This is a genomic window from Microbulbifer guangxiensis, assembly GCF_021729075.1.
GTDB classification, from domain to species: domain Bacteria; phylum Pseudomonadota; class Gammaproteobacteria; order Pseudomonadales; family Cellvibrionaceae; genus Microbulbifer; species Microbulbifer guangxiensis.
Genome location: NZ_JAJSAQ010000004.1, coordinates 388,429 through 402,175, shown reverse-complemented (window position 1 = coordinate 402,175; position 13,747 = coordinate 388,429). Strand labels below are relative to the sequence as shown.

The 13,747-nt window shown below is 58.9% G+C and carries 12 protein-coding genes; 7 read left to right on the top strand and 5 right to left on the bottom strand.

The annotated features are described in order from the left end of the window. Positions 1 to 37 precede the first annotated feature (37 nt). From LVD12_RS11400 to LVD12_RS11385, 4 genes are all read left to right on the top strand, one after another. Positions 38 to 2,185 carry a TonB-dependent receptor gene (locus tag LVD12_RS11400; protein ID WP_237067835.1) on the top strand — a complete coding sequence of 716 codons (2,148 nt, stop codon included), beginning with the start codon at positions 38 to 40 and terminating at the stop codon, positions 2,183 to 2,185. 98 nt (positions 2,186 to 2,283) lie between these two features. After that, positions 2,284 to 2,547 (top strand): hypothetical protein, encoded by a 264-nt coding sequence (locus LVD12_RS11395; protein WP_237067834.1) that lies wholly within the window; start codon positions 2,284 to 2,286, stop codon positions 2,545 to 2,547. Next, on the top strand, positions 2,540 to 3,178 hold the full coding sequence (gene pnuC, locus LVD12_RS11390; RefSeq protein WP_237067833.1) for a nicotinamide riboside transporter PnuC: 639 nt from the start codon (positions 2,540 to 2,542) through the stop codon (positions 3,176 to 3,178). Before LVD12_RS11395 ends, pnuC begins: the two co-directional genes overlap by 8 nt. Beyond that, positions 3,175 to 4,041 carry a phosphotransferase gene (locus tag LVD12_RS11385; RefSeq protein WP_237067832.1) on the top strand — a complete coding sequence of 289 codons (867 nt, stop codon included), beginning with the start codon at positions 3,175 to 3,177 and terminating at the stop codon, positions 4,039 to 4,041. Before pnuC ends, LVD12_RS11385 begins: the two co-directional genes overlap by 4 nt. Positions 4,042 to 4,319: 278 nt before the next feature. On the opposite strand, the gene LVD12_RS11380 is transcribed toward LVD12_RS11385, so the two are convergent. The 5 genes from LVD12_RS11380 to LVD12_RS11360 form a co-directional block, all read right to left on the bottom strand. Continuing rightward, entirely contained in the window at positions 4,320 to 4,913 is a 594-nt protein-coding gene (locus tag LVD12_RS11380) for an HNH endonuclease (RefSeq protein WP_237067831.1), read from the bottom strand. Between the two features lie 158 nt (positions 4,914 to 5,071). After that, a complete protein-coding gene (locus tag LVD12_RS11375) occupies positions 5,072 to 5,917 on the bottom strand; it encodes an SPFH domain-containing protein (protein ID WP_237067830.1) in 846 nt (281 codons plus the stop codon). Positions 5,918 to 6,006: 89 nt separating this feature from the next. Next, a complete protein-coding gene (locus LVD12_RS11370; protein ID WP_237067829.1) occupies positions 6,007 to 6,468 on the bottom strand; it encodes an NfeD family protein in 462 nt (153 codons plus the stop codon). Positions 6,469 to 6,577: 109 nt separating this feature from the next. Beyond that, a complete protein-coding gene (locus tag LVD12_RS11365) occupies positions 6,578 to 7,387 on the bottom strand; it encodes a CHAD domain-containing protein (protein WP_237067828.1) in 810 nt (269 codons plus the stop codon). Between the two features lie 135 nt (positions 7,388 to 7,522). After that, positions 7,523 to 10,408, bottom strand: coding sequence for a TonB-dependent receptor plug domain-containing protein (locus tag LVD12_RS11360; RefSeq protein ID WP_237067827.1), 2,886 nt, complete (start codon positions 10,406 to 10,408; stop codon positions 7,523 to 7,525). A 272-nt stretch (positions 10,409 to 10,680) separates the two neighbouring features. Here LVD12_RS11360 and ubiE point away from each other — a divergent pair, with 272 nt between their 5' ends. From ubiE to ubiB, 3 genes are all read left to right on the top strand, one after another. Next, a complete protein-coding gene (gene ubiE / locus LVD12_RS11355; protein WP_237067826.1) occupies positions 10,681 to 11,430 on the top strand; it encodes a bifunctional demethylmenaquinone methyltransferase/2-methoxy-6-polyprenyl-1,4-benzoquinol methylase UbiE in 750 nt (249 codons plus the stop codon). A 68-nt stretch (positions 11,431 to 11,498) separates the two neighbouring features. Further along, positions 11,499 to 12,125: a ubiquinone biosynthesis accessory factor UbiJ gene (locus tag LVD12_RS11350; RefSeq protein ID WP_237067825.1), complete on the top strand. Its 627-nt coding sequence runs from the start codon at positions 11,499 to 11,501 to the stop codon at positions 12,123 to 12,125. A gap of 1 nt (position 12,126) precedes the next feature. Next, positions 12,127 to 13,737: a ubiquinone biosynthesis regulatory protein kinase UbiB gene (gene ubiB, locus LVD12_RS11345; protein WP_237067824.1), complete on the top strand. Its 1,611-nt coding sequence runs from the start codon at positions 12,127 to 12,129 to the stop codon at positions 13,735 to 13,737. Positions 13,738 to 13,747: the final 10 nt, after the last annotated feature.

Sequence of the window (13,747 nt, the reverse complement as noted above, 5' to 3'; positions counted from 1 at the left end):
CGGGTCTCTTTCACTTTTATGTATTTGAGAGAGAACCATGCATATCCCATCTGAATTGAAACCGATCGCCTGGTCGATCGTCATTGGCGGCTGCCTGTCCGCGAGCCATGTGTCTGCTCGAGCTGAAAACCGGGAAGAAGGGCTGGAAGAGGTGATCGTCACCGGCCAGTTGCGTGAGACCCGGCAGCTGGAACTGCCCACCAGTGTCACAGTGCTGGACAGTACCGCCATCGCCGCCCGCGGTGCGACCAACCTGGAGCAGCTGCTGAATCTGGCTCCCAACGTCAACTTTTCCAGCGGTGCCTCACGGGGCCGCTTTGTGCAGATCCGCGGTATCGGCGAGCGCAGTCAGTTCATAGACCCGGTCAACCCCTCCGTCGGGCTGATCATCGACGGCATCGACTTTACCGGCCTGGGACTGGCCGCAAGCACCCTCGATATCGGCCAGGTGGAAATTCTGCGGGGCCCGCAGGGTACGGCCTATGGCGCCAACGCTCTGGCCGGCCTGATCAACATGACCAGCCGCGCGCCGACTGAAACAACCGAGGCCAGCGTGGCTGCCGAGCTGGCGGAATACAATGGTCGCACCCTCTCTGCAGTCGTCAGCGGCCCCCTGACCGAGCGACTGAGCTACCGCCTGGCCGCACGCAATCAGCAGTCGGATGGCTATATCGATAATGCTTATCTGGATCGCGAAGACACCAACGATATCGATGAGTCGGTGCTGCGCGGCAAACTGCGCTATCAGGTTGGCGATGACCTGCAGCTGGATTTCACTGCGCTCTATCTTGATGCGGACAATGGCTACGACGCATTCTCGTTGGCGAACACCCGCACCACGCTCTCCGACCAGCCCGGGTGGGACCGACAGCAGGCGCTGGCCGGCTCCGTCATTGCACGCTGGAGCGGCGACGAGCGTTTCACCCTGCAGGCCACCTTGAGCACCGCCGATTCCGATACGGAATACGGCTATGACGAAGACTGGACCTATGTGGGTTTCCATCCCTGGGAATACAGCTCCACCGACAATTATCTGCGCGATAAAGCCAACACCAGTGCCGACCTGCGCCTGCTGTCCACCGAGGCATCTAAACTGTTTGGCGGTCGCAGCAGCTGGGTTGCCGGACTCTACTACCGCATCGAGAGCGAGGGTCTGCAGCGGAACCAGGACTTCACCAGCCAGTACGACACCGACAATGCCGCGATCTATGGCCAGCTCCGCACCGCGCTCACCGATGCGCTGGCCCTGATCACCGGGCTGCGCCTGGAGCAGCGCACGGCCGAGTATGACGATTCGCTGGCCGTCCATTCCGGCAATGAGGAGTCCCTGTGGGGCGGCAACGTGTCGCTCGAATACGCTGTCGCCGACAGCACGCTGCTGTACGCAACCCTGTCCCGGGGTTACAAAGCCGGTGGTGTCAACGGCCGCATCATCTCCGCTTCCGTCACCAATCCGGATATCGACAGCGCGGTATTCGAGTTTGATACCGAGCACCTGCTCAACTATGAACTGGGCATCAAGGGCGGCTGGCTGGAGAATCGCCTGCAGGCGCAGCTGGCAGCGTTTTTCCAGGATCGCAGCGATGTGCAGGCCAAGCAGTCGATCTTCGATCCCAGCGACTTTTCCTTCGATGACTTCCTCGCCAACGCCGCCGGGGGCGAGACCGTGGGCGTGGAGTTGGAGCTGAATTACCTGGCCAGCGATGCACTGCGTTTGTTCGCTTCGGCTGGCTGGCTGAATGCGGAATTCGAAGGCTTTGAAAGCACCGCCCACGTGGATGCCCGCGATGATGCCAACAGTATTGCCCTGGCACCGGTGGATCTGGATGGCCGCGATGTGGCCCATGCGCCGAATTACCAGTTCTTTACCGGTGCGGAGTATTCCTTCACTCCGAATCTGATGTTGCGCCTGGAGCTGGAAGGCAAAGATGTTTTCTATTTCTCCAACAGCCACGATGAGAAATCCGCCGCTTATGAACTGCTGAATGGCCGACTGACTTATCGTGGCAATCGCTGGGAGGCCTCACTGTGGGGCCGGAACCTGACGGACGAGGATTACTACATCCGCGGCTTCTACTTCAGCAACGCGTTTGGTAACAACCCGGCCAACCTCTATGCGCCGGAGCCCTACTACCAGTTTGGGGAACCACGCGTGGCCGGGGTGTCCGGCACTTACACTTTTTAACGGCCTGCATGGGTTCACGATGATTGGGTTGAGCCCGGCAGCTGGTGTGGGCGGCCTGTCCATCCGCACTGTCGAAATCACAATTTAGGATCGAGTGCATGAAACTCTCCGTAGAAATCAGTATGTACCCGCTGAAGGACGAGTACATTCCCAGCATCCAGGCATTTATCGACCGTCTTAATCTGCATCCGGAGTTGCGGGTTATTACCAATACCATGAGCACCCAGGTGTTCGGTGATTACGACCTGTTGATGGATATCCTCAAGCAAGAAATCGGCACGGCTTATGAAAAGCACGGTCGCGCTATCTTCGTGTGCAAATTTATCCAGGGCGACTTAGACCCGGCGACCACTGATGTTTGAGGCGGAAATGGGCAGTGCCATCACTACAGCGCTGGCAGCCATGTCCGGATGGGAGATCGTTGCCGTCATCCTCGCGCTTGCGTATCTGCTGCTGGCAATGCGGGAAAATATCGCCTGCTGGTATGCGGCTTTTGCCAGTACCGCGATCTATACCCTGCTGTTTTGGGATGTCAGCCTGCTGATGGAATCCGCGCTGCAGGTGTTCTACCTGGTGATGGCGGTATACGGCTGGTGGCAGTGGCGTCACCATCGTGATACACAGCGCGATCTACAGATCCACCGATGGCCACTGCGCACGCACCTCGTCGTTTTCGCTGTAGTGGGTGCATTGACCGCGATCTTCGGATATGTGCTGGAGGCCACCACCAGTGCCGCCCTGCCCTACCTGGATTCTTTCACTACCTGGGGTGCGGTGATCACAACCTTTATGGTGACGCGCAAGGTGCTGGAAAACTGGATCTACTGGTTTGTAATCGATGGTGTTTCGATTTACCTGTATCTGGACCGGGGTCTCTACCTTACTGCAGTGCTGTTTATGGTCTATGTAGTCCTGGTCGTGGTCGGCTTTTTTCATTGGTATGCCATTTACCGGAAAGAGGCTCAGATTCCCGGCACTGGAGTTGCGGCGTGAGCATACCAGTGGTAGATGTGATTCCGTCCGACTGGGGCAGGTGGGCGCACACCCGACCTGAATTAGTTCGACAATTATCCGGTGGTCTCACGAACGAGAACTACCTGATTACCGCCGGTGATGAGCTGTATGTACTGCGCAGGAATTCTGCCATCAGTGCAGCGCTGGACCTGGATCGAGAGGCCGAAGCCGATGCCTTGCACCGCGCCGATCGGGCGGGTCTGAGTGCGCCGCTGGTGTACTGGGACCCAAATCACCGCTACCTGGTTACGCGTTATCTGAAAGGGCGACCCTGGCGCGTGAGCGGACAGGCTTCGCTGAGGCCGCTGGCGGATTTGCTGCGCAGGATCCACTCACTGGCGCCGATCAATGCCTGCCTGGATGTTGAGGAAAAGATTGCGCGCTATAGCCAATCCATCGACACCGCGCTCGATCTGCGGGCTGAACTCCAAGCCCTGCAGGCCAAAATCCAGTGCCATATCGACAGTGCCCAATCGCTGAGTGGTGTGTCGGTTCTCTGTCACAACGATCTGGTCCCGGCAAACCTGATCGCTTGTGGGCCGGACAGGCTGTATGCGCTGGACTGGGAGTATGCCGCCATGGGTGACCCCTTTTATGACCTCGCTGTGATCGCCGAGGAGCACAGTTTGGAGGAACGTCATCTCCATTGGCTACTCTCAGCTTACCTGGGGCGTGAGCCATTGCAGGACGACTGGTTGCGCCTCCACCACTGGCGCGTCATCTATGTCTATCTGGCGGGGTTGTGGTACACGGTCCAGTGCAGCAGTGGAGTGGTGCAGGCAGAGCGTGCTAGTGCTGTTATCCGGCGGTTGAAACAACTGCTGAGGGCCGCTGGGTTCTGATTGAGATAATATTCGGGTGCTGATTGCGATTGTTATACTTGGTGAGAGCGCACCTAGTCGGTTCTGCTTTTAGTTCTGTCGACTTCGGGTCACGGTTGATGAAAGGGCGCTACCTATTTGAACTGCACCGAAAATAAAGGAGTTCTATATTGCTGTGAGAATGAATTACGCTGCTTTTTTGGCAAGCTGCCGAGTACAACAAAGGATCGGAACGCCCCTCAACTATGGCTTACGACTTATCAGCCGGAATCCAAGATAGGCCCGACTTAAACTTGGGTTCATAGGATTTTGGCGCTTTTTGCTAGATTGTGTCGGGCGCATAAAAGCTGGACATTTTCGGTGCTAAGCGAAGTACCACCTTTTGAAAATGGGACAATATGATCAAAATGAAGCTCATCAACTGCACCACATTCTACACACTTCCCTCTATCACGCTTCCACACAGCTAATTTTATCTTTGTAGGAATTATTCGAGTGCGCTTTGTCTCATCTGCCTGTATGTCTTCAGCGGCCTCGTCATTAATAATGCCCTCAACCGCAGCCAATTTAAATTTAAAAACATTGCGTGATCCGTCGGGCTCACGCCAAGAGTCAATCAGGTGGAAGTAGCCATTGTCTGACCAGATGCCTTTCTTTATCTTTTCATAAACTCTAACGATATCAGGGTTTTTTAAACCGGCCTTAAAGTCTAGGGCTGCTTTATGAAATTTTCCATTCTCTGTCAAATTGCCAGACGGGAGATGTTCAGGTTGATCAACAGATTTTGGGTTTCTAAGGCCGTTATTTCTGGGTTCGTCGTGGCCCTCGTAGATTAAGATGGAGCCATCATCCTCGATGCGATCTTGATAAGGTGCATTAGCATGTAGTGACATCAAAATTACGGAATGCCTTCCTCTCAGCCGAAAGTTCATGCCCCTTTGTAAGCTGGTTCCTTCCTTCTGGCACATTTCAAAATATGAGATTACATTTCCTCTCATGAAATAGCGCTTCCCTTTTAGTTACATATGATTTGGACCACTTTCTAAGTGGACTAACGATTAAGCAGTCCCTTCACCGCTTGCGGCAAATCCGCCGGCAGGATCACATTCTTGGCGTTATCAGACTGGGATAGCTCCGATAGCGCAGCGATATAGCGCTCGCCCAGCAGGTACATCACTGGCATCTCCTGTTCGCCAATAGCCGAAGATACGCGCTCGATGGCTTCGCGGCTGGCGTCTGCCAGTACCACCTGGGCCTTGGCGTCACGCTTGGAAGCTTCCAGGCGCCCGTCGGCCTCGAGGATCGCTGCCTGTTTCTCTCCCTCCGCGCGGGTCACGGTGGCGCGGCGCTGGCGTTCGGCAGCGGCCTGCTCTTCCATGGCGGCCTGCATGGTCTGTGATGGGTTGATATCCTGGATTTCTACTGTCTTAAGGTTGATACCCCAGTCAGCGATATCGTCAGAGATACCTTCCTTGAGCTTGGCCTTGATCAGGTCGCGGGAGGACAGGGCTGCGTCCAGTGACATTTCGCCAATGATGGAGCGCAATGCGGTCTGCACCAGGTTCTGGATCGCGATCTCATAGTCCTCGACACCGTAGACGGCTTTCTCCGGCGAGACGATATTGATATAGGCCACGGCGTTGGCAATGATGGTGGCGTTGTCCTGGGTGATGACTTCCTGCGAGGGAATATCCAGCACGATATCTTTGGTGGTGACTCTGTAGGGCACCTGGTCGACGTAGGGAATGACGACGTTCATGCCGGGAGTAAGGGTGCGGTGATATTTTCCCAGACGCTGCACGATATGCTTGGAACCCTGCGGCACGATTCTTACCCCTTTGGCGATGGTGATCACCACCAGTGCGACCAGCGCCAGTACTACATATAAACCTTCCACTTCCTGTTCCTCTCCCCGGGTAAAAGACCATCGGTCTGTATTGTTAATATCGATTCAGTTGTTGGTTGTATTCAACAGTTGGCGGGCGCTCAGAGGCGGCTGACCATCAGCGCGTTGCCTGAGATATCGGTCACACGTACACGGTCCCCGATAGCGACTTCTTCGGTGCAGATAAAGATCCACTCGTCCTCGCCCAGGATCGGCGCGGGGAATTTCAGCCGACCGCGACTTCTGCCGGCATTGGATTCCAGTACCAGGCCGACCTGGCCCACGAGGGCCTCAAAGGCCATACCGGCGGTGGTGCGGTCTTTCCAGCGGGGTTTGATGCTTTTCACCCAGATCACCACGAAGGCGACAGAAGCGAAGGCCCACAGAATGAGTTGCAGGGTAAAAGGCAGGTCAACGGCCAGTGTCAGGATCCCCATGAGAAGGGCAGCGAGGCCAAACCAGAACAGAACGAAGCCAGAGACAAAAATTTCCGCGGTGACCAGTAGCAGACCCAGCACCAGCCAGTGCCAGTAGGCGATGTGAAGGTTGAGCCAATCCAGCATGGCAATCTTTCCCTGTTATGTTGCAAGGAAAGCATTATGCCAAAAAGTCTGGCAAAGGGGGCTTTTGATTGACATGAAGGCGGAATGAGAGAGGCATGTCCAGCTGGCGCTAGCATTCCAATTTTTTCGGGCCGAACAGGTCAGCAGACAACTGCGCTATCTTCCCGTGTAATTCATCACTCTTCCCGCAGGCGGTATCCAGCAGGGGGATCAGCTCGCCAGGGAACTGTGCGCTCAGGGGAGCCAGATGCCGGCAAAGCAGATGCAGATCGCGCCAGTCCCCCAGTGCCTTGGCCAGCTTCTTCAGTGGTTTTCGCCGTTTGCCGATGTGTTTTTTATGTTTCTTCCCCATCAGTCGGCTGTGATACCAGTGGTCTTTCACGCGCTTGCGAAACTCGTGAAAGTTCTCCGCACTCTCCTCTGCAAAGGCCTGCTGCATGCTCTTGCGAGCGCGACGATAACTCTTCGCATAACCCCGTCGGGCATGCTTCCAGTGCAGAGCCTTCAGGGGCCAGGCTTCAAACCGCTGCGCAGCCTGCTGCAGCTGCAATCGGGCATCGTCGAGCGCCCGGCTGTCATTCTTGTGCTCGGCCTGCTGGCTCAGCAGGGCTTCTATCTGCGGATATTTACCCGGGGCCAGCTTCAACAGTGCATCTCGCAGCGAGACCGCATCGCGGCTAGCGGACAGAGTATTGGCAATGGTGCGGAACTGGGCGTTCTCGTAGCGGTACAGCTTCTCAGCCTCGTGGCGGACCAGCCGCAGAAGCGCGCGCAGTTTCTTGCAGCGCTTGCGTACCTGATGGACTGAATCTTCCTCCGGCAATTCAGCCAGTTCGGCAATCGCCGCAGCTACCTGGCTCCGGGCTACTCTCCCCAGGTTCGCTGGCAGGCTCTTGTCAGGCTTGAAGACGTAGTGCATTGCAGGTGCTTCCTCTCTATCCCGTCTTCAGTTTAGTGCGGTGGATTTGCATTGTTTCAGGCAATAAAAAAGCCGCATCCGGGGATGCGGCTCAATGAGAGCGCTCAGGCTCTTAACCTTCGAAGTCTGCGCTTCTTAGAAGGTGTAGTTGGCGCCCAGGTAGTAGGTACGACCCAGGGTGTCATACATACCGGAGCCACCACCGGTACCGGTCAGGTAGGCCGGCGGAGCGGTGTCTTCGATATTGTTGACGCCGCCGAAGACCTCGATGCTGTCCTGGAACAGGTAGCGGGTCTGCAGGCTGTTGTAGCCAACTTTACCGGTATAAGACGGTGCAGCGCTTTCCGGACGGGAGTCACCAATGCCGAACAGCGCCATGCTGTCGATGTACTGGTGGCGCCAGTTGACGGACAGGTTGCCGTAGCTGTAAGTGACATTGCTGATGAATGTATCAGTCGGGTCACCCAGCTCACCATCGATCTGGTCCACGTCTGACGGATCGTCCTGGAAGGAGTAGTCATTACGCTCCAGCAGGTGGGTGCCCAGCAGGCTGAGGGTCAGGCTGCCGAGGTCGTCAGAATTGAACACGTCGGCCAGTGCAAACTGGTAGCGCACTTCATAGTCGATGCCGTTTGCGGTCAGGGCAGAGGCATTCAGCGCGGAGCTGGTCAGGGATACCAGGTCGCCGTTCGCATCGCGCTCGATGTTGCCACAGAAGGCGTTGTTGATGGAGGAACCGTCCACACACTTGTTGAGGATGGTCTGGCCACCGTAGTAGGAGATCGCATCTTCAATCTCGATATCCCAGTAGTCCACGGTCAGGGTCAGACCCTCGGCAAAGCCGGGAGTGAAGACGAAGCCGTAGGTGAAGGTGGTCGCAGTCTCTTCCTGCAGGTTCTCGTTGCCGCCGCTGAAGCCGGGCAGGGTCGGGCCCTCGTTCCACGGAGACTGGTAGTCGGCAGCGAGGCCCAGGGCCGCACAGTTGGCCGCGCGCAGGGCGGGGTCCGGAGCGTACGGAATCTCGTCAGCGTCACAGGGGTCATCGACGTTGAAGAAGTTCTGGCCCAGGGGCGCGAACAGCTCGTCGATGTTCGGTGCGCGGACTGCCTCGGAAGCGGTAGCGCGGAAACGCAGATCGTCATAGACGGTCCAGTCGAGACCGGCTTTCCAGGCACCGGTGCTACCGATGGTGGAGTAATCAGACGCACGGTAAGCGGTATCGAAAGTCAGGCTCTGGACGCCCGGCAGGCCGCTCAGCAGCGGTGCGGAGGCCTCCACGTAGAATTCACTGACGTCGTACTCACCGTCGGTCGGAGCCAGAGCGTTCATGAACGTCGCGCCGTCCTTGATGATCTGGTCGTAATCGACGTTGCTGGTTTCTTCGCGGTATTCGAAACCACCGGCCACAGAAAGAGGACCTGCAGGCAGGTTGATCAGGTCACCACTGATAAAGCCGGAGGCCACCATCTGGGTCATATTTTCATATGAGCCGGTATTCTGCAGCATGACGTAGTCGATGGCTTCCTGAGAGGCACGGCCTTCACCGAACAGATCCAGCGGCTGACAGCCATTGGCGCGGGCCTCCGCATCGGCACAGACGATTTCGCCGTCGATCTCAACCGCGTTGATGGCTTCTGCGAAGCGGGCATTGTGGCGGTTGTTCAGGTAGCGGACGTTGCCGTCGTACTCACCCCAGACCAGGCTGGTCTCGTAGTTCCAGTTGCCATCGATATCGCCCTTCACGCCGAGGACGTAGCGCTGGGTTTCACGCTCGGCCAGGTTGCCGCGGTAGCCCAGGTCGGAGTGCATGCGATACATGCCGAAGCCGCCGATGCCGGCATCAGTCAGAGCCTGGGAGAAGCTGTCGTCCAGGAACGGGTTGGTGGAAGAGTAGCCGTCATAGCTGAAGCTGGCCTGGCCGAAGCTTTCCGCTTCGTTGTTCACGTACTTGGCTTCCGCAAACAGCTGCATGGAATCGGTCAGATCGTAGCGACCTTTGACGAACACATTGGTGTTCTCGGTGCGCGGGTACATCTGGTACTGGCCAATCCAGCGGTAGCCGTCACCGCCGCTGCAGCGGCCGGAAGAGTCACAGATGCTGCCGTACTCTACCGGGCGCGCGGTGCCGTCCTCGTCAAAGGTAACCAGGCCCAGGCCGGTATAGGCGAAACCGGCTTCGCTCAATACGGGCAGGGTGTAGTCCTGGACAACAATGCGATCCGGGATGCCGTCTTCGGGACCGGTGTCTTCCGGGTTGCGCAGGGTGCCCCAGCCCTTGGTGATCCACTCGCGGTCATAACCGTAGACGTCGTCGCGGGCCGAAGTCTGGATGCTACCGGCAATGTTGGCGCGGCCGTCGAAGAAGTTCTGACCGAAGGTGATGCTCATTTCGGTGGTTTCTGCACCACCGTTGTCGGTGTCACTGCCGTAGGCACTGATCTTGACGCCCTCGAAGTCATCCTTCATGACGAAGTTGACCACGCCGGTAACCGCGTCCGCACCATAAATGGCGGAGGCACCGCCGGTGATCACGTCAACGCGCTCCAGCAGGTCTTCCGGAATAGTGTTCACGTCCACTGCAGAGGTGCCGATGGAGGAGGCGATGTGGCGACGACCGTCTTGCAGCACCAGCGTGCGGGAAGTACCCATACCGCGCAGGTCGAGCAGGTTCAGGCCGACAGTGCCGATAAAGCGACCGGAGTTGTTGCCGGAAAAGGTGGAGCGCAGGGCGGGCAGGTCGTTCAGTACGTCGCCCAGGTTTACGTCACCACCGAGGTTGATGTCTTCGGATGTCAGGGAAGTCACCGGGGTCGGGCTCACTGCGTTCGGGCGAGTGATCCGCGAGCCGGTTACCGTGACCTGCTCGATGGCAGCATCTCCGGTGATACAGGTCGGGTCTTGGCTGCCTTCAACGCAGGTGGCGTCGGCAGTATTGGTTGAGTCTTGAGCGAAAGCCGGCGTTACGCCGACCGCGGCCAGAATCGCACCGCGGATCGCCATGGAAAGTAGATTGCCCTTCATTCTTGAACCCCTCAGAGTCGTGGCATTTGTTATTGGACAGACCGGTCTGGCCGGTCATACCTGTTTGACGTACTTCACCAGTATTTCCTCAAAATATTTTTGACATTAATCAAAAGTGTTCATTTTATGAGCGGGTGGCGCCGGGGGTTTAAATGTGTCTGGTTCGAGGCGGGATGCAACGTGTTCCATCTTTGAGCGCTGACAAGCGCTTAGTGCTCGGCCTTCCGGCCATGTACAATGCCACCCCTGAATCAGGCTCAGCAGGCGCAGTTATGACCGACCGCAAGACGACCCATTTCGGCTACCAGGAAGTTCCGGTGGAGGAAAAGGCCGGGCGTGTGGCCGAGGTATTCCACTCGGTGGCGGCGCGCTATGACGTGATGAACGACCTGATGTCCGGTGGTGTCCACCGGTTGTGGAAGCGCTTTACCATCGAGCTGTCCGGTGCACGACCGGGGCAGGCGATCCTGGATATCGCCGGTGGTACCGGCGACCTGACGGCGCGTTTCTCCCGTATCGTCGGCCCCGAGGGTCAGGTGGTGCTGGCGGACATCAACGAATCCATGCTGCGTGTCGGTCGCGACCGGCTGATGGATCGGGGCATCGCCGGCAATGTGGTGCCGGTACAGGCGGATGCCCAGTACCTCCCGTTCCCGGACAATACCTTTGACTGCATCACCATCGCCTTCGGTCTGCGCAACGTCACCGACAAGGATCTGGCGCTGCGCTCTATGCTGCGGGTGCTGAAGCCAGGCGGCCGGCTGCTGGTGCTGGAGTTCTCCAAGCCGCAGTCGAAGCTGCTGGAAAAGGTCTACGACCAGTACTCCTTCCGCCTGCTGCCGTTCATGGGCAAGCTGGTTGCCAACGACGCCGACAGCTACCGCTACCTGGCCGAGAGTATCCGCATGCACCCGGACCAGGACACCCTGAAGCAGATGATGGCGGATGCCGGCTTTGTGGACTGTGAGTACCACAATATGACCGGTGGTATCGTGGCCCTGCACCGGGGTATCAAGCCCTGACTTGAGTTCGATGGCGCTGCGAGAGTGCGCCATTTCACCCGACCGGTCTGGATAGAAGGAAACCTGCCTTGGACCCCACCTTCCGCTCTGGCTTCGACGCCGCGCTGGAGAGCGCCATCAACGCCGCACTGAGTTGTGACCCGGCGACCCGCGCTCGCCTCGGGAAGCTCGATGGCCGTGCCCTGGCGCTGAACCTGACTGCGCCGCGAATGGAGCTGATCCTATGTGTGGAGGGCGAGGAAGTGCGACTGCGTCAGCACTGGGAGGGTCCGGTGGACACGCGCTTGACCGGTTCCCCGATTGCCCTGCTGCGGCTGCTCAGGGATGACAGCGCCACCCCGGCCAAGTTGGGCGTTTCCATTACCGGCTCCAGCGCTCTGTTGCAGCAGCTGCAGCAGATACTGCGGGACCTGGACATCGATTGGGAGGCGCCGCTGTCGCGGCTGCTGGGCGACGTGCCGGCGCACTCTATTGGCAAGCTGTTTCGTTCCGCCGATCGCTGGCTGCGGCAGAACCTGGCTGATGCCCCCGGCGCGGCCGCCGAGGCGGTGAGTGAGGAGTGGCAGCTGACGCCACCGCGCGCCCAGTTCGAGGCCTTTGCCGACGATGTTGCTGAGCTGGCACTGGCGACCGATCGGCTGGAGGCGCGCCTGCGCATCCTGCGGCAGAAGCTCGACCCGCGGGAGGCGCCCTGAAATGCCGGCAGCCCGCAGCCTCACCATTGCCCGCGTCTTCCTGCGCTACCGCCTCGATACGCTGTTGCCGAACCGGCAGCGACCGCTGTGGATGCGGATTCTCTGGTCGCCTCTGCGCCTGTTGCCGGAGCCGAAGCTGAGCCGCGGAGCACGTCTGCGCCGCGCGCTGGAGGCGCTGGGGCCGATCTTCGTCAAGTTCGGACAACTGCTGTCCACCCGGCCGGACCTGTTGCCGCCGGATGTGGTGGAGGAGCTCAACCACCTGCAGGACAATGTGGCCCCCTACCCCACAGACCAGTGCATCGCCCGCATCGAGGCGGCGTTGGAAGCTCCGATCGACAGTCTGTTTGCCCACTTCGATCGCACGCCACTGGCCTCCGCCTCGGTGGCCCAGGTGCACGGGGCCGTGCTGCCGAATGGCGAGTCCGTGGTGGTCAAGGTCCTGCGCCCCGGCATTGATAAGGTGATCGAGCAGGACCTGCGCCTGCTGAAGGTGATTGCCCGCTGGATCCGCCGCTACGTGCCGGACGGTCGTCGCCTGCGTCCGGTGGAGGTGGTAGAGGATTACCGTCACACCATCGAGGGGGAGCTGGACCTGGTCCGCGAGGCGGCCAATGCCACCGAACTCAAGCGCAACTTTTCCGGCTCACCGCTCCTCTACGTGCCCGAAGTGCACTGGGACTACACCCGGGAGACGGTGATGGTGATGGAGCGCATCGACGGCATCCCGGTCACGGACCTGGAACAGCTGCGGGCCCAGAACACCAATATGCAGCTGCTGGCCGAGCGCGGGGTGGAGATCTTCTTCAAGCAGGTGTTCGAGCACAACTTCTTCCATGCCGATATGCACCCGGGCAACATCTTCGTGTCCCGCCAGCATCCGGAGCGGCCCCAGTACATTGCCATCGACACCGCCATCGTCGGCAGCCTGTCGCGGGAGGACCAGTACTACCTGGCCCGCAACCTGCTGGCGATGTTCCGCCGCGACTATCGCATGGTGGCAGAGCTGCACGTCCAGAGTGGCTGGGTGCGTGCCGACACACCCATCAATACCTTCGAGTCGGCGATCCGCGCCGTCTGTGAGCCCATTTTCGAAAAACCCCTGGGGGAAATTTCTTTTGCCCGCGTGCTGATCAGCCTGTTCCAGACCGCGCGCCGCTTCGACATGGCAGTACAGCCGCAGCTGGTGTTGTTGCAGAAGACCCTGCTGAACATCGAGGGGCTCGGTCGCCAGCTTTATCCGGAGCTGGATCTGTGGAAGACTGCCCATCCATTTCTGGAGCGCTGGATGCGCGACCGCATTCATCCGCGCACCATTCTCGGCGAGATCAAGCGCTATGGCCCCGAGTGGCTGGAGAAATTTCCCCAGCTGCCGCAGATGGTGTACTCAGCACTGGATCAGTCGCGGGAATTGGCGCCCCAGTTGCAGGCCATTGGCAGCGCGCTGGAATCCACCAACCGCCGCGGGCGCAGCCGCTACCTGCGTCGGGCAGCGGCGGTAGTGCTGGCGGCGGGGGCCGCAGCGCTGGCCGCTCCGCAATGGCTGGCGGCCATGCCGCCGGCGGGGTGGGCCATGGCGGTGGCAGCACTGACGTTGGCACTGTGGCCCTGACAGCCGACCG

Excerpts from the sequence above, each read along its gene's own strand:
- LVD12_RS11400 (WP_237067835.1), top strand. The coding sequence starts at position 38 with ATGCATATCCCATCTGAATTGAAACCGATCGCCTGGTCGATCGTCATT.
- LVD12_RS11395 (WP_237067834.1), top strand. The coding sequence starts at position 2,284 with ATGAAACTCTCCGTAGAAATCAGTATGTACCCGCTGAAGGACGAGTAC.
- pnuC (WP_237067833.1), top strand. The coding sequence starts at position 2,540 with ATGTTTGAGGCGGAAATGGGCAGTGCCATCACTACAGCGCTGGCAGCC.
- LVD12_RS11380 (WP_237067831.1), bottom strand. The coding sequence starts at position 4,913 with ATGTCACTACATGCTAATGCACCTTATCAAGATCGCATCGAGGATGAT.
- LVD12_RS11370 (WP_237067829.1), bottom strand. The coding sequence starts at position 6,468 with ATGCTGGATTGGCTCAACCTTCACATCGCCTACTGGCACTGGCTGGTG.
- LVD12_RS11365 (WP_237067828.1), bottom strand. The coding sequence starts at position 7,387 with ATGCACTACGTCTTCAAGCCTGACAAGAGCCTGCCAGCGAACCTGGGG.
- LVD12_RS11360 (WP_237067827.1), bottom strand. The coding sequence starts at position 10,408 with ATGAAGGGCAATCTACTTTCCATGGCGATCCGCGGTGCGATTCTGGCC.
- ubiE (WP_237067826.1), top strand. The coding sequence starts at position 10,681 with ATGACCGACCGCAAGACGACCCATTTCGGCTACCAGGAAGTTCCGGTG.
- ubiB (WP_237067824.1), top strand. The coding sequence starts at position 12,127 with ATGCCGGCAGCCCGCAGCCTCACCATTGCCCGCGTCTTCCTGCGCTAC.